This is a genomic window from Streptomyces sp. NRRL F-5650, from assembly GCF_000721365.1.
Lineage (GTDB): Bacteria > Actinomycetota > Actinomycetes > Streptomycetales > Streptomycetaceae > Streptomyces > Streptomyces ardesiacus.
On record NZ_JOGV01000002.1, the window covers coordinates 170,561 to 189,386 of the forward strand.

The following is an 18,826-nucleotide window of genomic DNA, read 5'->3' on the forward strand; positions in this document are numbered from 1 at the left end:
CAGCGACCCGGAGCCGGTGCGTCCGGTGGTGCATGATGGGGCGCATGGTGACCGAGGGGGCGGGAGGGCGTGTCATCGCGGGCCGGTACCGGCTCCACGAGCGGCTCGGCAGCGGCGGCATGGGCATCGTGTGGCGGGCCACCGACCAACTGCTCGGCCGGGAAGTGGCCGTGAAGGCGCTGCCCCTCGACGAGACCCTCTCCGCGGCCGAGGCCCGGCGGCGCCGCGAACGCACCCTGCGCGAGGCCCGCGCGGTCGCGCAGTTGCGGCATCCGCACGTCATCGTCGTGCACGACGTGGTCGAGGACGACGAACGCGCGTACATGGTCATGGAACTGGTCGACGGCGGTTCGCTCGCCGACCGCGTGCTCGGCCTCGGCCCCGTCGACGCCGCCGAGGCCGCCCGCATCGGCATCGCCCTCCTCGACGCCCTGGACACCGCCCACGCGGCGGGGATCCTGCACCGGGACGTGAAGCCGTCGAACGTGCTGCTGGCCGAGGACGGCCGGGTCGTCCTCACCGACTTCGGCGTGGCCCAGGTCGCGGGCTCCACCACGCTCACCGAGAACGGTTCGTTCGTCGGTTCCCCGGAGTACACCGCCCCGGAGCGGATGTCCGGAGCCGGGACCGGCCCGGAGTCGGACCTGTGGTCGCTGGGCGTGCTGCTGTGCGCGGTCCTCAGCGGCGTCTCGCCCTTCCACCGCGACTCGCTGGGCGGTGTCCTGCACGCCGTGGTCACCGAGGAGATCCGCCCGCCCGCGCAGGCCGGACCGCTCCTGCCGGTCGTACGGGGCCTGCTGGAGCGCGATCCCCGGCGGCGGCTGGACGCGGTGTCGGCGCAGCGGATGCTGCGCGCCTTCCTCAGCACCGGCCGTACGCCCGCGACCCCGGCGGCGGCAGCGGCGGCGGTGGCCGGCGGGCCGCCGCGTGTGCGGTGGGGCGCGAGGCGGACCGTGCTCACGGCCGCGCTGCTGGTCGTCGCCGCTGCGGGCGCCGGGGTGTCGGCCGCCGCGCTGCTGGCGGACCGGGGCGGCGACGGGGGCGGTACACCGGCGACCTCGGTGCCGGTGACGCCGACGGCGGAGCCGACACCGGCACCGACCGGGGCGCCGACGACGGGACCTGTGCCCCCGTCCGCGCCCGGTTCCGGCACCTAAAAGGGAGATAAGCGGCAACCCGCGTCACGGGTCTGTGACCGCGCGCCCCCGCGGTGGAAAGGAACGCGCCCGGCGCGATATGGATGGACCCATGAGCAGCAACGGGGGACCGCGCACAGGCCCGGACGAGCCGACGAGTTTTGACCTGCAACCGCCGAACCGGCCCGCCGCCGTGCCTCGTCCGGGCAATCCGTACGCGGCGCCGACCCAGGTCGTGCCGTCGCCCTCGCCGTCTCCCTCGCCCTCGCCGTCGCCGTCCGAGGGCCCGTTCCCGGCTCCGGCGCCCGCCCCGGCGGCGCCCTCCGCCGCCGGGCAGGAGCCGGGGGCCGGGCGGCTCATCGCCGGACGCTACCGGCTCATCTCCAAGCTCGGGCACGGCGGCATGGGCACGGTGTGGCGGGCCAAGGACGAGACCGTGGACCGCGAGGTCGCGGTCAAGGAACCCCGCGTCCCCGACCATCTTCCCGAACGCGAACGGGACAACGCCTTCGAGCGGATGCGCCGCGAGGCCCGCGCCGCGGCCCGGCTCGACCACCCCTCGGTGGTCGGCGTGCACGACGTGGCGGTCGTGGACGGACAGCCGTGGATCGTGATGGAGCTGGTCCACGGGCGTTCCCTCGGCGACGTCCTCCAGGAAGGCACGCTGAGCGCGCGCGAGGCCGCCCGGATCGGCCTGGAGGTGCTGGGCGCGCTGGAGGCCGCGCACGCCGCCGGCGTCCTGCACCGGGACGTGAAGCCGGACAACGTGCTGCTCGGCCGGTACGACCGGGTCGTCCTCACCGACTTCGGCATCGCCCAGATCGAGGGCGAGACCAGTCTGACCGACACCGGCGGCTTCGTCGGTTCGCCCGAGTACATCGCTCCGGAGCGGGTGCTGGGCCGCCGCCCGGGACCGGCGAGCGACCTGTGGTCGCTGGGCGTGGTGCTGTACGCGGCGACGGAGGGCGTCTCGCCGTTCCGGCGCAGCAACACCCCCGCCACGCTCCAGTCGGTGCTCAACGCCACGCCCGCGCCGCCCGCCTCCGCGCCGGGCCCGCTGACCGAGGTGATCACCGGCCTGCTGGACAAGGACCCGGCACGCCGCCCCGACGCCGCCCGCGTCCGCGCCCTGCTGGACGCCGCCGCGCACCCGCCCGCGCCGCAGCCCACCCAGGTGGTCCGGACGGACGGCCCCCAGGGAGCCCAGGGGCCGGGGACGGCGCCCGTCTCCCGCTGGAGCGTGCGGCTGGGCCGCAACGCCTGGATCGCCCTCGGCGCGGTCGTCGCCGCGGCGGCGGTGGCGTCGTACCTCGTGGTCGCCGACCCCTTCGCGGGCACGCTGCCCAAGGGCTGGCAGCAGCACGAACTCGACGGCAAGGTGGGCATGAGCGTCGCGGTGCCCGAGGAGTTCGTGAAGGCGAAGCACCCGGACGACTGGGACGGCACCAACGAGACGTTCACCGACCCGAGCGGCGCCGTCACCGTCATCGTGGACCGGGACGTCAAGGCCGACGACGAGGGCGACAAGATCCCCGACACCGCCGGCGCCAACGCCTGGGCGGACTGGGAGACGCTCAAGGACGGCGACTACTCCCTGGGCTTCGCCGCCGACCCCGCGCCCAGGGGCGAGCCGAGCGAGACGGAGTACAAGGGCGAGAAGGCCGCCGAGAACGTCATCGAGTACACGACCGCGGACACCCAGAACCCCCGTGCCCGCGAGTTCCACATCCTGTACTACCGGACCGGCAACGGCGACATGTGCAAGGTGTCCGTCGACTACCCCCGCGAGGGTTACTTCGCCGACGAGGCACGGGAGATCGCCCGGACGGTGATCGCCAACTGGGAGGTCGACAAGGCCGTCGGCCCTTCGACGTAACGCCCTGATCAGCGGGTTTGTTGCCAGCGATCACTGGCGTCGTGTGAGCGCCCGGTGAAGCACGGTGAATCCCTGTTACCGACGGGTACACAAAGCGCGCCCGACGTCATACCCTGCGGCCATGACGGACGCGCAGGCCCCGGAACTCACCGGCACGAATCCCCTCGCCCCCGCCCCGGAGGGCGCCCGCACCGCTGCCGACGTGGTCACGCCCGAGCTGGTCGCCCAGCTCACCAAGGGCGTGGCCGGGTCCGGCCGCACCGCCAACCACACCCCGTTCACCGGCGAGAAGCTGGCCGACCTGCCCGAGTCGACGCCCGAGGACGTGGCCGGCGCCTTCGAGCGGGCCCGTGCCGCGCAGGCCGTCTGGGCCCGTGTCCCGGTGCGGCAGCGCGCCGCCGTCCTGCTGCGCTTCCACGACCTGGTCCTCGCGCGCCAGGCCGAGGTCCTCGACCTCATCCAACTGGAGACCGGCAAGGCCCGCCTGCACGCCCACGAGGAGGTCCAGGCCGTCGCCGTCGCCGCCCGGCACTACGGCCGCAAGGCCCCCGCGTACCTGCGCCCCAAGCGCCACACGGGCGCCGTGCCGACCCTCACCAAGGTCACCGAGCTGCGCCACCCGCGCGGCGTCGTCGGCCAGATCGCCCCCTGGAACTACCCCCTCGAACTGTCCGTCGGCGACGCGCTCCCGGCCTTCGTCGCGGGCAACGCGGTCGTCATGAAGCCCGACACCGAGACCTGCCTGACCGCCCTGTGGGCCCGGGACCTGCTCATCGAGGCCGGTCTGCCCGCCGATGTCTTCCAGGTCGTCCTCGGCGAGGGACCCGTGGTCGGCCCCGAGGTCGTCAAGCACGCCGACTACGTCTCCTTCACCGGCTCCACCCGCACCGGCCGCGAGGTCGCCCAGGGCGCCGCCGCCCGCCTGGTCGGCGTCTCCCTCGAACTCGGCGGCAAGAACGCCATGCTGGTCCTGGCGGACGCCGACATCGAGAAGGCCGCGGCGGGCGCCGTCCGCGCCTGCTTCTCCTCCGCCGGCCAGCTCTGCATCTCCATCGAGCGGCTCTACGTCCACGAGTCCGTCGCCGACGCCTTCCTGGACCGCTTCGCCGCCCGCACCAGGGCCATGCGGCTGGGCACCTCCCTCTCCTACGGCGCCGACATGGGCTCGCTGGTGGGGGAGCGGCAGTTGGAGACCGTCAAGGCGCACGTGGCGGACGCCGTGGAGCGGGGGGCCAAGCTGGTCGCCGGGGGCGTCGCCCGCCCGGACATCGGACCGTACTTCTACGAGCCGACCATCCTCGACGGCGTCACCGCCCCCATGACCGTGTGCACCGAGGAGACCTTCGGCCCGGTCGTCTCCGTGTACCGCTTCTCGACCGAGGAGGAGGCCGTCGAGCACGCCAACTCCACGCCGTACGGCCTGAACTCCTCGGTCTGGACGAAGGACGCCCGGCGCGGCCGCGAGGTCGCCGCCCGGCTGCGCACCGGCACCGTCAACATCAACGAGGGCTACGCGCCCGCCTACGGCAGCGTCCAGTCCCCGATGGGCGGCATGAAGGACTCCGGCCTCGGCCGCCGGCACGGCTCCGAGGGCATCCTCAAGTACACCGAGGCCCAGACGGTCGCCCACCAGCGCCTGCTGCCGATGGCGCCGTCGCTGGGCATGGACGACGAGAAGTACGCCGCGTTCATGAGCCGGAGCCTGCGTCTGATGAAGGCGTTCCGCCTCCGCTGAGCCGTCCCGAGCAGCCGCCACCCGTACCCGTTCTCAACGAGGAGAGCACGTGTCGCAGGAGAAGTCCGTCCAGACCCGGGACGAGAACGGGTACGCCTACGACTACGACGTCGTCGTCGTGGGCTCGGGATTCGGGGGCTCCGTCTCCGCCCTCCGCCTCACCGAGAAGGGCTACCGCGTCGGCGTCCTGGAAGCCGGCCGCCGTTTCACCCGCGAGTCGCTGCCGAAGAACTCCTGGGACCTGAAGAACTACCTCTGGGCGCCCCGGCTCGGCATGTTCGGCATCCAGCGCATCCACCTGCTCGGAAATGTCATGGTCCTGGCAGGCGCGGGCGTCGGCGGCGGCTCCCTCAACTACGCCAACACCCTTTACGTGCCGCCGAAGCCCTTCTTCGACGACCCCCAGTGGCGCGGCATCACCGACTGGCACGAGGAACTGGCGCCGTACTACGACCAGGCCCGGCGCATGCTGGGTGTCCGGCTCAACCCGACGACGACGCCCTCCGACGTCCACCTGAAGGCCGCCGCCGAGAAGATGGGCTGCGGCGACACCTTCCACATGGCGCCGGTCGGCGTCTTCTTCGGCGACGGCGAGGACGCCGACGGCAAGGCGACGGCCCGGCCCGGGGAGCGGGTGCCCGACCCCTACTTCGGCGGGGCGGGCCCCGACCGCAGGGCCTGCAGCGAGTGCGGCGAGTGCATGACCGGGTGCCGGCACGGCGCGAAGAACACCCTCAACGAGAACTACCTGTATCTCGCCGAGAAGGCCGGCGCGGTCGTCCACCCGATGACCACGGTCGTCTCCGTCACCGAGGACTCGCGCGGCGGGTTCGCGGTCGCCACGCTCCCCCCGGACCGCAAGAACCGCCGGAAGGGGGACGCGGGCCGCACCTTCACCGCCCGCCGGGTCGTCATAGCCGCCGGCACCTACGGCACCCAGACCCTGCTGCACCGCATGAAGGCGGGCGGACAACTGCCCCACGTGTCCGACAGGCTCGGCGACCTGACCCGCACCAACTCCGAGGCGCTGGTGGGGGCCCAGACCGACGACCGGCGCTACCGCCGCGCCACCGGCGAGCCCCGCGCCGACTTCACACGCGGCGTCGCCATCACGTCCTCGGTCCACCCGGACGCCAACACCCACATCGAGCCGGTGCGTTACGGCAAGGGCTCCAACTCGATGGGCAGCCTGTCCATCCTCCAGGTCCCCTACGCCGGGCAGACCGCCTCGGGCGCCTCGCGCGTCCTGGGTTTCCTCGGCCACGCGGCCAAGCACCCGCTGCTGGTCCTGCGTTCACTGTCCAACCGCAAGTGGTCCGAGCGGACCATCATCGGCCTGGTCATGCAGTCCCTGGACAACTCCCTGACCACGCACCTGAAACCGACGGGAGTCGGCAAGGGCCTGCTCACCGCCCGTCAGGGCCACGGCGCGCCCAATCCCAAGCAGATCAGGGCCGCCACGGAGGGCGCCTCCGCACTCGCCGCCGAGATCAACGGTTTCGCCGGCTCGAACGTCGGGGAACTCATGGGCACCCCGCTGACCGCGCACTTCCTCGGCGGCTGTCCCATCGGCGCCTCGCGCGAGACCGGCGTCATCGACCCGTACCACCGGCTCTACGGCCACCCCGGCATCTCCGTCGTCGACGGCGCCGCCGTGTCGGCCAACCTCGGCGTCAACCCGTCCCTGACCATAACGGCGCAGGCCGAACGGGCGATGGCGTACTGGCCGAACAAGGGCGAGCGCGACCCACGTCCCGCGCAGGGCACCGGGTACGAACGTCTCGCCGCCGTCGCGCCCCACTCCCCGGCCGTCCCGGAGAAGGCCTTCGGCGCGCTGCGGCTGCCGCTCCTGGACGTGCCCGCGGTGCCGCCGAAGAAGTAGCGGCGCACCGGCGGCTCATCGGCGGCTCATCGGCGGTCACGATGGTTCGTCGGCGGTTAGCCGGCGGCTTCCGGGGAGACGAAAAGGTGAGTGGGACCCGCACCCCCCTCCGAGCGCGGGTTCCACCCACCCAGCCTGTGCCGTGCCGCCGTCGCGGCCGTTACGCGTCCGAGCCGCTCCTGCGCCGCCGCACCGCGAACACCGCACCGCCGCTGACGAGTACGGCGAGCCCGCCGACCAGGCCGATCACGGGCAGCGCCGAGCTGGAGCCGGTCGAGGCGAGGCTGCCGGTGACCTCGGGGACATTGGCGGCCGTCTTCTGCGGGACGTCGACGGGCGCGACGGGTGCCTTGCCGCCCTCCTGCGGCCTGGTGCCCTCCGTGTCCGTGCCGGGGGCCACGATCCGGAACTCGTAGGCGACGTCGCCGAAGCCGGTGCACGAGCCGTCCGCGTCGCCGTAGATCGTCGCGCCGAGCGTGAAGCCCGCGCCGACCGGAGCGCCGGCCCGCACGTTGATCCGCATCGGGATCTCGACCTCGTAGTCGGGGGCCAGCTCGTCGGTGTAGCCGATGTATCCGACCGCGTAACCGAGTTCACTGAGGTCCTGCCAGGACTCGTCCTCGGGGTTCCACGCCTGGAGGGCGACCTTGTCGCTCTCGAACAGCTCCTCGCCGTCGAGGTCGGCGGAGGCGCCGGCCAGGTACTCGAGGTTCTCCAGCGTCGAACCGGAGTTGTTGGCCACGGTCAGCGAGAACTCGTGCCAGCCGCTGCCCGCCGCGATCTCGCCGGGCAGGCCCTCGATGTCGACGTCGACCTTGGTGTCCTCGCACACGGACGGCTCGGGGTCGGGGACCTCCGACTCCCCTGGGGCCCCCGTCTGCTCCGGGTCTTGCGGAGCGGTGGTGGCCGGGGCCGGGTCGGCGGGGGAGGACGTGGCCGACTCCGAGTCGTCCGGGGCGGGTGCGTCGTCCTCCTCGTCCGTGCCGTCCGCCGCGTCCGTGGCGCTCGGAGAACCGCCTGCCGGGTCGCTGGGAGCGGGGCCTGTCGTGGTCTCGCCCGCCGCCGCGTCCGCGTCGTCCGACGAGGCCGACGTGGAGGGAGAGGCGGGCGCGGACACCGACGGGGACGCCGACGCGTCGTCGGTCGCGTATGCGGACGGGGCCGCGAGGAGGGCAGCGGGGGCGACCACCGCCGTGACGGCGGCTGCGGCCAGGACGCGACGAAGCTTCATGCCTGGTGTGATCAGCGAAACCTGTGAATGGTTGTCCCCGTTTTCACAGAATCCTTATGTGGCCTGTGTCACTGCTGGGGCCGTGGTGGTGCGCCGACGACGAGCGGCACGGTGAAGGGCGGCACGGCGAAGGGCCCCGCGGAACTGCGGCCGCAGGGCCCTCCCTCTCGGCCGGCACCGGCGTCAGGGCAGCGCCGGTGCCTCGGAAGCGGCGCCGGGGGGTTGCGCCGCTTGCCCTGGATGCTTGTCGTCTTCGATGCTCGCCGAACGAGGGACCCGTTCCCGTCGGCCGGCCCCGGGCGTCCCCGGGGCCGGCCGTTCTCTTGGGTGACCGGGCTGCTGTCCCCTGCCGTCCGGTCACTTCCTGGAGCGAGGTCCCACGACGCACGGCACGATCCGTACGTCTCATCGCTCCAGCGAGCCACGCGTGGTTCTTTCGGGCCCGCCCCTGGCTGACACGGACACCGGGACCAACGAAGCCGCTCGCCCACCGGTCACGCGCCGTACGGGTGAGAAGGCGCCGAACTCAGATGCGACCCCCGGCCGCACCGTCGGACGGGTCAGACGGGTCAGACGGGTCAGACGGGTGGGTCAGGGGTCAGACGGGTCAGACGCGTCCGCGGCACAGCTCCAGCATCGTCATCGCCAGCGCGGTGCCCGGCTTGCCCAGCGCCTGCCGGTAGTGGTCGAGCACCTCCATCTCGCGCGAGAGGTTCACCCGCCGGCCGCCGGAGGTGATCCGCGCGTCCTGGATGACGGCGGAGACGGCCATCCGTTCCTGGATGAGCCCGATGATCCGGTCGTCCAGGGCGTCGATGCGCTCCCGGGCGCCGGTGATCACATCCGCGGCCTCGGGGGTGTGGGCGCCGGTCTTGTCCGCTGCGGTGACGGTCTCGTTCGCCGCGCCGACGGTCTTGTTCGCTGCGGTGACGGTCATGTCGGTGGCTCCTCGCCGAAGAGTGGCGGCACCCGGGACCGGCACGGTCCGCGAACGCCAGGCGCCCCGGACCTTGTCGGCCCGGGGCGCCTGGGAAGTCGCTTGTCAGTTGCTCAAGCAGCACGACCATGGCAGCCGGTGGGCCGGTTGCCATAGGTAAACAGGAAGGTCTGGTGCTTGCGCATGGGCCCCAGTATGCCCCGGCGACGGTCGGTGTCCAAGCCGGTTCGCATGGTGAGACCGGTCGGCCCGACCCGGCGGCGGGCCGGGGCACCCGCCCACCTCGGTAGGATCGGGGGCACAAGCCCCCCGCCCGACCGCCGGAAGGCACCCCGTGTCATCAGCGACTCCCGCTGCCGCCGCCCCCGACACCGTCCTGGTCGTCGATTTCGGCGCGCAGTACGCCCAGCTCATCGCCCGCCGTGTCCGCGAGGCGCGGGTCTACAGCGAGATCGTGCCGAGCTCCATGCCGGTCGAGGAGATGCTCGCCAAGAACCCGGCGGCCATCATCCTCTCGGGCGGCCCCTCCTCGGTGTACGAGCCCGGCGCCCCGACCCTCGACCGCTCCCTGTTCGAGGCCGGAGTCCCCGTCTTCGGCATGTGCTACGGCTTCCAGCTCATGGCGCAGACCCTCGGCGGCACCGTCGACAACTCCGGCGCCCGTGAGTACGGCCGTACCGACCTCACGGTCTCCAAGCCGTCCTCCACCCTCTTCGAGGGAACCCCGGCCGAGCAGGCCGTGTGGATGTCGCACGGCGACGCCTGCTCCGCCGCCCCCGAGGGCTTCACCGTCACCGGCTCCACGGACGTCGTCCCGGTCGCCGCCTTCGAGAACGACGAGAAGAAGCTCTACGGCGTCCAGTACCACCCCGAGGTCATGCACTCCACGCACGGGCAGCAGGTGCTGGAGCACTTCCTGTACCGGGGCGCGGGCCTGAGCCCCGACTGGACCACGGGCAACGTGATCGAGGAGCAGGTCGCGGCCATCCGCGAGCAGGTCGGCGACAAGCGCGCCATCTGCGGCCTGTCCGGCGGCGTGGACTCCGCGGTCGCCGCGGCCCTCGTCCAGAAGGCCATCGGCTCCCAGCTCACCTGCGTGTACGTCGACCACGGCCTGATGCGCAAGGGCGAGACCGAGCAGGTCGAGAAGGACTTCGTGGCGGCGACGGGCGTGCAGCTCAAGGTCGTGGACGCCGAGGAGCGGTTCCTCAAGGCGCTCGCCGGGGTGTCCGACCCCGAGGAGAAGCGGAAGATCATCGGGCGCGAGTTCATCCGGGTCTTCGAGCAGGCGCAGCTAGAGATCATGAAGGAGGACGGCCCGGAGGTCGCCTTCCTCGTCCAGGGCACGCTCTACCCGGACGTCGTCGAGTCCGGCGGCGGCACCGGCACCGCCAACATCAAGTCCCACCACAACGTGGGCGGACTCCCCGACGACATCGAGTTCGAGCTGGTCGAGCCGCTGCGGCAACTGTTCAAGGACGAGGTCCGGATGGTCGGCCAGGAGCTGGGCCTGCCGGACGAGATCGTCCAGCGCCAGCCCTTCCCGGGCCCGGGTCTCGGCATCCGCATCGTCGGCGAGGTCACCAAGGAGCGGCTCGACCTGCTCCGCGAGGCCGACGCCATCGCCCGCGAGGAGCTGACCGCGGCCGGTCTCGACCGCGACATCTGGCAGTGCCCGGTGGTGCTGCTGGCCGACGTCCGCTCCGTCGGCGTCCAGGGCGACGGCCGCACCTACGGCCACCCGATCGTCCTGCGCCCGGTCTCGTCCGAGGACGCCATGACGGCCGACTGGTCCCGGCTGCCGTACGACGTGCTCTCCAAGATCTCGACCCGGATCACCAACGAGGTCAAGGACGTCAACCGCGTCGTCCTCGACGTGACCTCGAAGCCGCCGGGGACGATCGAGTGGGAGTGACCCCTACGCGCGCCTGACGGTGCGCAGGGGCTTTCCGGGCTGCCAGATCTCCAGGACGAGGTACGCGTCGTCCTCGACGAAGGTCCGCACGACCTCCGTCAGCTCGGTTCGGAAGAGGTGGAACGGCTCCGGCGGTTCCACCTCTTTCACGTACCCGGCCTTGGTTTGCGGGTCCTCCACCTCGACCGCCCGTCCGGTGATCCGTACGTCCCCGCCGCCCATGCCGGTGCCCTCCCCCGGGTTCGCCTGGAGCGCGAAGCGGGCGTCCCGGCGCAGGTCGAGCGCCTTGAGCGAGCCCGGCATCATGCCGAGCCACAGCTCGCCGCCCAGGAAACGCACCTCCAGGCCGGTGGTGCGGGGCGAGCCGTCCTTGCGGAGGGTGGCGAGGACGTGGTGCGTGTACGCGCCGAAGCGTGCCTCGGCGGTGCGGGCCAGCGCGGGTTCGGCGGCGGCGAAACCGGCCCAGTTCACGGGCGTGCTCACGGGTGTGCTCACAGATGTGCTCCCAGGTGTTCCTGACGTCATACGGCGAGTGTGGCCACAAAAACCGACACCTTCTGTCGGGTAACCACCCACCGGACGCGCCGTGCCGTGCGGGGTGCACGCGCGGGTGGGTCAACACGGCGATGCGCGCATCACCCGTCCTGAGCACCCGTAAAGCGGGGCAGCGGGCGACGGCGGGCCCGGGTGCGGCACAATTCGCTTGCGTCCCAAGGGACTTAGCGGCTCCCACGGCCCTCTGCTCCCGGGTTTCCGGACGGTTTCTTTCACAGGGTGCGGGAAGGCGGGCGTCGGGCGTGGCGGTGCAGGAGGCCAGAGGCGGGAGCGGGCCGGACAGGGGCGGGTACGAGGCGGCGCAGCACGGCGGTGGCTGCACTTGCGGGGACTGCCCGCACGGCGCCCGCGAGGGGCACCGCCGGGCGGTCGCCGCGTTCCTGCTGCGGCGGGAGGAGTTCGCGGCCGGGCAGGGGCTGCCGGCCGCGGTGGCCCACTCGGCCTCCGCCTCCCGCCAGTGGGTCTCGGAGGAGCTGACCCAGTCCGCGGAAGCCGTCGCCGAACGGGGCCGTGCCGAGGGCGACGCCTGGCTCGCGGGGCTGGGCCGGCGCACCACGGTCGCCGTGTGGGCGGCGGTCGTCCTGCTGCTGCTCGGGCAGGCCCTGACCGCGGTCGGCGCGGGCTGGTCGGCGGCGCGCACCGCCGGGCTCGCGGCGGCCCTGGTGGTGGCCGGCGCGCTGACCGCGGCGTCGTGGTTCCACCGGGCGCGGGGCGGGGCGCTGGCCCCGGTCATCGGTGAGGACAACCGCCTGTCCACCTCGCGTGCCGTGGCGGCGGCCTGGGTCGTCTTCGTCGCCTACGCGGTGCTCGTACTGGCCGGGCAACTGGCCGTCGCCTCCGGCCACGACCGGCGGGACGCGCTGATCTCCGGCCTCGAACTCGCCCGGGGCGCCGGCGCGGTGACCGTCCTCGCGGTGGTCTGCGGGATCGCGGTCCTGGTGCGGCGGGTGGTCGGGCTCCGCGTGCTGGGACAGCGGCTGCAGAAGGTACGGGCCGACCGGCCGCGCGCCTCCGACCTGCTGACGGACGACGCGGGCCGCGGAACCTTCGCCGACATCCAGTACGTCGTGATCAGCACCGTGGCCCTCGTCTTCGCGGCGGTACGGCTGGCCCGGCGCCCGGAGCAACTGCCCGACCTGCCGTGGGGCCTCGCGGTGGTGGTACTCGTGTCGGCGGCGACCTACCTGGCCGGGAAGTACTCCGAGGGCGGCCGGCCGGTGATCCTCTCCGTGGTCCGGGCCCGGGAGGCCGGTGACCTGGACGCGCCGATCCGCACCGGCGACGACATCGAGATCCGCGGCGCGGGCTTCGTGCCGCCGGGCGCCCAGCGCGCGGACCGGCTCTCCCGGATGGTCGTCCGCATCGGTGCGGTCAACGTCCACGTCCCCCTGGTCCCGGTGACGGGCGGCTTCAGCAACCCCTCGGACGACCTGCTGACGGTCCCCGTCCCGGCGGACGTCGAACCGGGCCGGGTGGAGGTCCAGGTGGTCACCGGCGCGGGCGCGGAGACCAACCGCTACGCGATCGACGTCACGGACTGACACCTCGCACCCTTCTCCCCGCTCACCGGGCGCGGCCGGCCCCGGCAACCTGTCGAAACCGACAGCAAGTAACCGGCCGCGGAGGCTTGAGCGGGGCCCACCTGTCGTACGTATGGTCTGGTGAGGGGGCTGGGTCCGGGCATGCGTGGCGAGAGGCGGCTGGCAGTGATGACGCACGGGATGCGAACGGATGTCCACACCTCACCCGGGGTCCGGGGCGGAGGAGACCGGCGGGACAACGCCGCCCGGTACGCCCTCCTCCCGCTGCGGATCTTCCTCGGTGTCACCTTCGTCTACGCCGGTCTGGACAAGCTCTTCGACGGCGCCTTCATGAAGGACGGGGGCGCGGGCTCCGTCGGCGACACGATGCGCGCGGTCCGTGACTCCTCGGCCGTCCCCGCACTGGTCGACCTGGCCCTGAAGAGCCCCGCCGGTTTCGGCTACGCCATCGCCCTGGGCGAGCTGGCCGTGGGCATCGGCGTCCTGCTCGGACTCCTCACCCGCCTCGCGGCGCTCGGCGGTGCGCTGATCTCGCTCAGCCTGTGGCTGACGGTGAGCTGGGCCTCCGACCCGTACTACTACGGCAACGATCTCCCCTACCTCATGGCCTGGCTCCCCCTCGTCCTGGCGGGCGCCCCGCTGCTGTCACTGGACGCCGTGCTGCGCGCCCGGCGCCGGGGGCGGACGGGTGGGTACCGGTAGTCCGAGGGTGCCGTGCCGTCAGCGGCGGAGGCCCGTCCCGGTTTCGTCGGGGGCCGTGGCGCTCGGGGCGCCGCGGCGCCGGTGGGCGGAACGGGCCACCATCCCCACCACGGCCGCGATGCAGAGCCCGCCGCTGACGAGGGGGACCAGCGCGTACCACGGCGTGTCCCACAGGCCGGTCCCGTCGCCGGCGTAGACGACCCCGGCCACCATCAGGAAGACACCGGCCACCAGGCGTCCCGGCTGGAACCTATGACGCAGCACGGGTCACCTCCGCCTGGCCGAGGCCGACCTGGAGGTCGAGGTCGAGGATGCCGGCACCCTTGCCGCCCTCGGCGGGGGACAGGGTGATCTCCTTGTGCTTGCCCGGTGCCACGTCCACGTCCTTCTTGTCGTCGCCGGGGAGCTGGATGTCGCCCACGCCCACCTCGACGCTCAGCCGCACGGTCACGTCCTGCGGCACCACGACCCGTATTCGGCCCATGCCCACGTCGGCCCGGGTGCTCACCGTCTGTCCCTCGGCCAGGTCCAGCCGGGACAGGTCGAGGGTGCCGCTGCCCGCCCCCACCTCGTACTGGTCGCGCACATCGGCCGCCACCAGGGGTTTCCAGGTGGTCCGCACCCATTCGGTGCCGACGTTCTCCGGCACCGCGGTCGTCGCGGCCAGCAGGCCCGCCGTGACGATCGCCAGGAAGACCGAACCGGCTCCCGTACGCCCGAGGAAGGCACTGACCGCGATACCGAGGCCGAAGACGGCGAGCGCGCACGCCAGGCCGGTCTGCAGACTGGCGCCGAGCGGGTGCTGGTCCCAGGTCAGCCGCGTCCCGAGGAATCCCGCGAGCAGGGCGAGGAGGAACACCCAGCCGCCGATGCCGTGGGGCCCCCGTGTCCGCGCGGACCGGGAGCACCGCTCGTCCGCGAGCCCGTGGTCGCGGCGGCCCGGGACCCCGCGGCCGATGTTGACGGCCGCCGCGACGTCACGGTCCAGGGGGTCCGGCGGACCCCACATGTATCCGGTGCCGCCGTCGTGGGTGCCGTCCTTGACGATCGGGTCGCGCCACCAGGACGGCCAGGTGTACATGATCGGAGGCGCCTTGGCCTCGGGCGGCGCGTCGGCGGCGGCCTGGGCCGCGAGTGGGTCCGGTTCCGGCGTTCTGCGCTGCCGCGACCAGTACCCCGCGCCCGCGAGGAGGAGGGAGAGTATGACGGCGAAGGTCAGCACGCCGCCGTTGTGCAGCATGGTGAGGAAGACCCCGCAGCCGACCAGGGCGAAGAGCACGGCCGCCAGTGCCTGGCCGTCGACCCGGCCGGTCAGCAGCTTGCGCACCTCGTTCTCCTCCTCGTCGTCGTAGGGGACGAAGAGCCAGGCGAAGCCGTAGAAGATGAGGCCGATGCCGCCGGTCGCGGAGAGGACGGCGAGGGTGATCCGGAAGATCACCGGGTCCAGGTCGCACTGCCGCCCGAGGCCGGCGCACACACCGGCGAGCGACTTGTGCCGCCGGTCGCGCCGGAACCGGTGCGGCGGCCCGGGGGCGTCCGCACCGCCCGCGGTGCCCGCGCCGGCCGGGGCGCCCGAGCCGCCCGCGCCGGCGTCCGCGGCGGGCGCGGCATCCTGCGGCCCGGCGCCCTGCGCGGGGCGCGGGCCGGAGCCGGGTCCCGGACCCGTCGCGGCGTGCTCGTGATCTGTCATGAGTCCATGGTGACGGGCGCGGCGCCGTGGCGGCAGTCGGTTCGACCCTGGTCGGACCCTGATATCGGCCCTGACTCCGGGCCGGGGAGGCGTTCGAGGCCCCGCCGCCCACGGCGGCTCGAAGATCAGGGGAGAGTGGGGGAACGACCCTGATGCCCCGGCTCCCGCACCCGTGTGAGTATCGATGTCATGCCGGAAGCCGCAGCAGCACCCGTCGTCGAACCGCGGCCGCCGCGCAAGCTCTACCGCAGCAGCGACGGACGCTGGCTCGGTGGCGTGGCGCGGGGGCTCGCCGGGCATCTCGGGCTGCCCGTCATCTGGGTCCGGTTCGCCTTCGTCGGGCTGTTCATGGCCGACGGCCTGGGCGCGCTGCTGTACGCGGCCTTCTGGTTCTTCGTGCCGCTGGGCGTCGGGGGTGTGGAGGCGCGCAAGCCCCCGTCCCTCGTCACCTCCGAGACCGCGCCGGACGGCCGCCGCAGACTCGTCGCCCGCAAGCCGGACAAGGGGCAGATGGTCGCCCTGCTCCTCATGGTCGTCGTGGCCCTGGTCTTCGTGGGCAACGTCGACCTCGGCGGCGGGGCCAAGGCCTACCTCTGGCCGACCGTGCTCGTCGGCGCCGGCGTCGCCCTCGTCTGGCGCCAGGCGGACAACGCGCGCAGGGCCCGCTGGGCCGAGGTGGGGCGCCACCGCCGCACCGTCACACTGCTGCGTTCCGTGGCCGGCGTCCTGCTGGTGACGGCCGGTGTCACCGGCATCTTCGTCCTCCAGGGATCAGCCGCCCACCTCGGCTCGGTCCTCCAGGCGGCCCTCGCCGTCCTCGTCGGGATAACGCTCCTCGCCGGCCCCTACCTGGTGCGGATGACGCAGGACCTCTCCGAGGAGCGGCTGATGCGCATCCGTGCACAGGAGCGCGCCGAGGTCGCGGCCCACGTCCACGACTCGGTGCTGCACACCCTGACCCTGATCCAGCGCAGCGCGGAGAACGCGGGGGAGGTGCGCCGCCTGGCCCGGGCCCAGGAGCGAGACCTGCGCGCCTGGCTCTACAAGCCCGAGGGCAACGGCAAGGACGAGGACGACGAGCCCACCACCCTCGCCGAGGCCGTCAGGCGCAACGCCGCGGAGGTCGAGGACAAGCACGGCGTCCCCATCGAGGTGGTCGTCGTCGGCGACTGCCCGCTCGACGAGAGGACCAGCGCACAGATGCAGGCCGCGCGCGAAGCGATGGTGAACGCGGCCAAGTACGGTGGCGAGGGCGGCGCCGTACAGGTCTTCGCCGAAGTCGAGGGCAGGACGGTCTTCGTGTCCGTCCGGGACCGCGGCCCCGGCTTCGACCTCGACTCGATACCCGCCGACCGCATGGGCGTCAGAGAATCGATCATCGGCCGCATGGAGCGCAACGGCGGCACGGCACGGCTGCGCGCGGTGCCGGACGGCGGCACGGAGGTCGAACTGGAAATGGAGAGGGCGGAGAAGACGTCATGAGCGACCCGACCGAGGCGAACGGAACGGCGGGAACGGCGGGAGCGGGCGAGGCGGCCCGGCCCGCACAGGCGGCCGGTGACGGCGCGGGGGAGCGCCGGGTACGCGTGGTGCTCGTCGACGACCACCGCATGTTCCGCACCGGCGTCCAGGCCGAGATCGGCCAGACCGCCGAGACCGGCGTCGAGGTGGTCGGCGAGGCCGCCGACGTCGACCAGGCCGTCACCGTCATCACCGCGACGCGCCCCGAGGTCGTGCTCCTCGACGTCCACCTCCCCGGCGGCGGCGGGGTCGAGGTGCTGCGCCGCTGCGCGCCCCTGATGAGCGACGCCGAGCGGCCCGTCCGGTTCCTCGCGCTGTCCGTCTCGGACGCGGCGGAGGACGTGATCGGCGTCATCCGCGGCGGTGCCCGTGGCTACGTGACCAAGACCATCACCGGTACGGACCTGGTCGACTCCGTCTTCCGCGTCCAGGAGGGCGACGCCGTCTTCTCCCCGCGCCTGGCCGGGTTCGTCCTCGACGCGTTCGCCTCCACCGACGCCCCGCCGGTCGACGAGGACCTCGACCGGCTCACCCAGCGCGAGCGCGAGGTCCTGCGCCTGATCGCCCGGGGCTACGCGTACAAGGAGATCGCCAAGCAGCTCTACATCTCGGTGAAGACGGTCGAGTCCCACGTCTCGGCGGTCCTGCGCAAGCTCCAGCTCTCCAACCGGCACGAGCTGACACGGTGGGCGACGGCACGACGGCTGGTGTGACGGTGCCGACCCCCCGACGCGCCCGCCAGCGGATTTCCACGGTCGCATTGTGCCGACTCCATGCTCACTCGGCTCCGAGCCCAGCCGTCCGGGGAAGCCGAGGCCGGGTGGGGAGCGTGGGAGGCGCCGTTCGAGTCACACCACCCGCGTAGCCCCCGCGAACGGCATCTCGTCGACCGGGGCCACGCGGACCGGTGCCGACGGGTTCGGGGCGTGGATCATCCGGCCGTTGCCGACATAGATGCCGACGTGACTGATGCCGGAGTAGAAGAAGACCAGGTCACCCGGGAGGAGTTCGGACCGGGAGACGCGGCGGCCCGCGCCGATCTGGGCGTAGGTCGTGCGGGGGAGGGAGACGCCCGCGGCGCGGTAGGCGGCCTGGGTGAGGCCCGAGCAGTCGAAGGCGTTCGGGCCGGTCGCGCCCCACACGTAGGGGCTGCCGAGCTTCTGGTAGGCGTAGGCGACGGCGGCCGCCGCGCGGGAGTTGGGGGCCTGGGCCGAGGCCGACAGGCCCTCCCTGGGGCCGGAAGAAGAGGCGCGGGAGGCACGGTTACCTGCTCCCTCACCGACGACGGCGCGTTCCTCGGCGGTCAGCCGGGAGAGGAGGCGGCGGGCCTGCTCGAGCTTGCCGGTGACGGTTTCGCGGTGGCGTGCCAGCTCCGCCCGCCGTGACGTCAGCGAGGTCACCTCGATGCGGGCGGCGCCGCGCAGTTGCTCGATGTCGCGGAGTTCCTCGCGCACGCGGCCCACCGTCGCCTTCTGCCGGCTGCCCGCGCGCTCGGCGAAGGCGGCGCCGTCGAGATACCGGTCCGGGTCGGAGGAGAGCGCCAGTTGCAGCGCCGGGTCCAGGCCGCCGCTGCGGTACTGCGCCGCCGCGGCCGAACCCAGCGCCTCCCGTGCCGAGTTCAGCCGGTCCTCCTTGCGGGCGGCCTCGTCCCGCAGCTTCTCCAGGCGCCGTTCGGCGGCGTCGGCCTTCTCCTTGACGCCGTTGTACTTCTCCGTGGCGGCCTCGGCCTCCTGGTAGAGCTTGTCCACCTTGGCCCGGACCTGAGCCGCCGTCGGCTGCGGATCGGCGTGCACGGTCCCGCCCAGCCCCGTCGCGGTGGCCGCGCCCGCGAGGGTGATCGTGGCCGCCGTACGGGCTCTGCCGCCGCCCGTCGCGCGCCGTCGCGGCCTGCGGTGCGTTCCCACCTGCGATCCACGTCCTTCCGTACGACTCGACTCCGGCGCCTGCCGGGTCGGCTCCGGTCCGCTCCGGTTGCCTGGGCCAGGACGCTAGGCGGCTCGGTAACGGTCCGGTGACGGGATGCGCGGAAGTGGCGGTACCGGATCGCGCGACGACCGTAAGTGATCGCTGTTCGCTCCAGGGCCCGCCCTCTTCACACAGGGCGA

15 protein-coding genes are annotated in these 18,826 nt (G+C 73.1%); 9 read left to right on the forward strand and 6 right to left on the reverse strand.

Features of this window, described 5'->3' with window-relative positions; translation table 11 throughout:
- Positions 1 to 35: 35 nt before the first annotated feature.
- From IG88_RS0103740 to IG88_RS0103755, 4 genes are all read left to right on the forward strand, one after another.
- Positions 36 to 1,157 carry a serine/threonine-protein kinase gene (locus IG88_RS0103740; RefSeq protein ID WP_051851752.1) on the forward strand — a complete coding sequence of 374 codons (1,122 nt, stop codon included), beginning with the start codon at positions 36 to 38 and terminating at the stop codon, positions 1,155 to 1,157.
- 91 nt (positions 1,158 to 1,248) lie between these two features.
- A complete protein-coding gene (locus IG88_RS0103745; RefSeq protein ID WP_037835240.1) occupies positions 1,249 to 3,012 on the forward strand; it encodes a serine/threonine-protein kinase in 1,764 nt (587 codons plus the stop codon).
- A 121-nt stretch (positions 3,013 to 3,133) separates the two neighbouring features.
- Complete coding sequence (locus IG88_RS0103750; RefSeq protein WP_031034882.1) at positions 3,134 to 4,747, forward strand: succinic semialdehyde dehydrogenase; 1,614 nt, start codon at positions 3,134 to 3,136, stop codon at positions 4,745 to 4,747.
- Between the two features lie 49 nt (positions 4,748 to 4,796).
- Complete coding sequence (locus IG88_RS0103755) at positions 4,797 to 6,629, forward strand: GMC family oxidoreductase (protein ID WP_031034885.1); 1,833 nt, start codon at positions 4,797 to 4,799, stop codon at positions 6,627 to 6,629.
- A gap of 160 nt (positions 6,630 to 6,789) precedes the next feature.
- Here the strand turns inward: IG88_RS0103755 and IG88_RS43700 are convergent, their stop codons facing one another.
- Together IG88_RS43700 and IG88_RS0103765 are read right to left on the reverse strand one after the other, a co-directional pair.
- On the reverse strand, positions 6,790 to 7,860 hold the full coding sequence (locus tag IG88_RS43700; protein WP_031034888.1) for an LPXTG cell wall anchor domain-containing protein: 1,071 nt from the start codon (positions 7,858 to 7,860) through the stop codon (positions 6,790 to 6,792).
- A gap of 607 nt (positions 7,861 to 8,467) precedes the next feature.
- Positions 8,468 to 8,797: a chorismate mutase gene (locus IG88_RS0103765; RefSeq protein WP_051851740.1), complete on the reverse strand. Its 330-nt coding sequence runs from the start codon at positions 8,795 to 8,797 to the stop codon at positions 8,468 to 8,470.
- A 334-nt stretch (positions 8,798 to 9,131) separates the two neighbouring features.
- Here IG88_RS0103765 and guaA point away from each other — a divergent pair, with 334 nt between their 5' ends.
- Positions 9,132 to 10,712, forward strand: a complete 1,581-nt coding sequence (guaA, locus tag IG88_RS0103770) for a glutamine-hydrolyzing GMP synthase (RefSeq protein ID WP_031034893.1) — start codon at positions 9,132 to 9,134, stop codon at positions 10,710 to 10,712.
- A gap of 3 nt (positions 10,713 to 10,715) precedes the next feature.
- Here guaA and IG88_RS0103775 read toward each other — a convergent pair whose 3' ends face one another.
- A complete protein-coding gene (locus IG88_RS0103775) occupies positions 10,716 to 11,183 on the reverse strand; it encodes a pyridoxamine 5'-phosphate oxidase family protein (RefSeq protein WP_031034894.1) in 468 nt (155 codons plus the stop codon).
- 326 nt (positions 11,184 to 11,509) lie between these two features.
- Between IG88_RS0103775 and IG88_RS0103780 the strand changes: the two genes are divergently transcribed.
- Both IG88_RS0103780 and IG88_RS0103785 read left to right on the forward strand, forming a co-directional pair.
- Entirely contained in the window at positions 11,510 to 12,808 is a 1,299-nt protein-coding gene (locus tag IG88_RS0103780; protein WP_031034896.1) for a hypothetical protein, read from the forward strand.
- 168 nt (positions 12,809 to 12,976) lie between these two features.
- Positions 12,977 to 13,510: a DoxX family protein gene (locus IG88_RS0103785; RefSeq protein ID WP_199807416.1), complete on the forward strand. Its 534-nt coding sequence runs from the start codon at positions 12,977 to 12,979 to the stop codon at positions 13,508 to 13,510.
- Between the two features lie 18 nt (positions 13,511 to 13,528).
- Here IG88_RS0103785 and IG88_RS0103790 read toward each other — a convergent pair whose 3' ends face one another.
- Together IG88_RS0103790 and IG88_RS0103795 are read right to left on the reverse strand one after the other, a co-directional pair.
- Entirely contained in the window at positions 13,529 to 13,774 is a 246-nt protein-coding gene (locus IG88_RS0103790; protein WP_031034900.1) for a hypothetical protein, read from the reverse strand.
- Positions 13,761 to 15,200 (reverse strand): PspC domain-containing protein, encoded by a 1,440-nt coding sequence (locus tag IG88_RS0103795; protein WP_031034903.1) that lies wholly within the window; start codon positions 15,198 to 15,200, stop codon positions 13,761 to 13,763. Before IG88_RS0103795 ends, IG88_RS0103790 begins: the two co-directional genes overlap by 14 nt.
- 189 nt (positions 15,201 to 15,389) lie before the next feature.
- Here IG88_RS0103795 and IG88_RS0103800 point away from each other — a divergent pair, with 189 nt between their 5' ends.
- Both IG88_RS0103800 and IG88_RS0103805 read left to right on the forward strand, forming a co-directional pair.
- Complete coding sequence (locus tag IG88_RS0103800) at positions 15,390 to 16,682, forward strand: ATP-binding protein (protein ID WP_031034905.1); 1,293 nt, start codon at positions 15,390 to 15,392, stop codon at positions 16,680 to 16,682.
- Positions 16,679 to 17,434 (forward strand): LuxR C-terminal-related transcriptional regulator, encoded by a 756-nt coding sequence (locus IG88_RS0103805; protein ID WP_031034907.1) that lies wholly within the window; start codon positions 16,679 to 16,681, stop codon positions 17,432 to 17,434. The genes IG88_RS0103800 and IG88_RS0103805 overlap by 4 nt, the downstream gene beginning before the upstream one ends.
- 135 nt (positions 17,435 to 17,569) lie before the next feature.
- On the opposite strand, the gene IG88_RS0103810 is transcribed toward IG88_RS0103805, so the two are convergent.
- On the reverse strand, positions 17,570 to 18,625 hold the full coding sequence (locus tag IG88_RS0103810) for a C40 family peptidase (RefSeq protein ID WP_031034908.1): 1,056 nt from the start codon (positions 18,623 to 18,625) through the stop codon (positions 17,570 to 17,572).
- Between the last annotated feature and the right edge of the window lie 201 nt (positions 18,626 to 18,826).

What these genes read in the sequence shown, in the direction of transcription:
- IG88_RS0103740 (WP_051851752.1), top strand. Translation starts at nt 36, where the DNA reads ATGGGGCGCATGGTGACCGAGGGGGCGGGAGGGCGTGTCATCGCGGGC.
- IG88_RS0103745 (WP_037835240.1), top strand. Translation starts at nt 1,249, where the DNA reads ATGAGCAGCAACGGGGGACCGCGCACAGGCCCGGACGAGCCGACGAGT.
- IG88_RS0103750 (WP_031034882.1), top strand. Translation starts at nt 3,134, where the DNA reads ATGACGGACGCGCAGGCCCCGGAACTCACCGGCACGAATCCCCTCGCC.
- IG88_RS43700 (WP_031034888.1), bottom strand. Translation starts at nt 7,860, where the DNA reads ATGAAGCTTCGTCGCGTCCTGGCCGCAGCCGCCGTCACGGCGGTGGTC.
- IG88_RS0103765 (WP_051851740.1), bottom strand. Translation starts at nt 8,797, where the DNA reads ATGACCGTCACCGCAGCGAACAAGACCGTCGGCGCGGCGAACGAGACC.
- IG88_RS0103785 (WP_199807416.1), top strand. Translation starts at nt 12,977, where the DNA reads ATGACGCACGGGATGCGAACGGATGTCCACACCTCACCCGGGGTCCGG.
- IG88_RS0103795 (WP_031034903.1), bottom strand. Translation starts at nt 15,200, where the DNA reads ATGACAGATCACGAGCACGCCGCGACGGGTCCGGGACCCGGCTCCGGC.
- IG88_RS0103800 (WP_031034905.1), top strand. Translation starts at nt 15,390, where the DNA reads ATGCCGGAAGCCGCAGCAGCACCCGTCGTCGAACCGCGGCCGCCGCGC.
- IG88_RS0103805 (WP_031034907.1), top strand. Translation starts at nt 16,679, where the DNA reads ATGAGCGACCCGACCGAGGCGAACGGAACGGCGGGAACGGCGGGAGCG.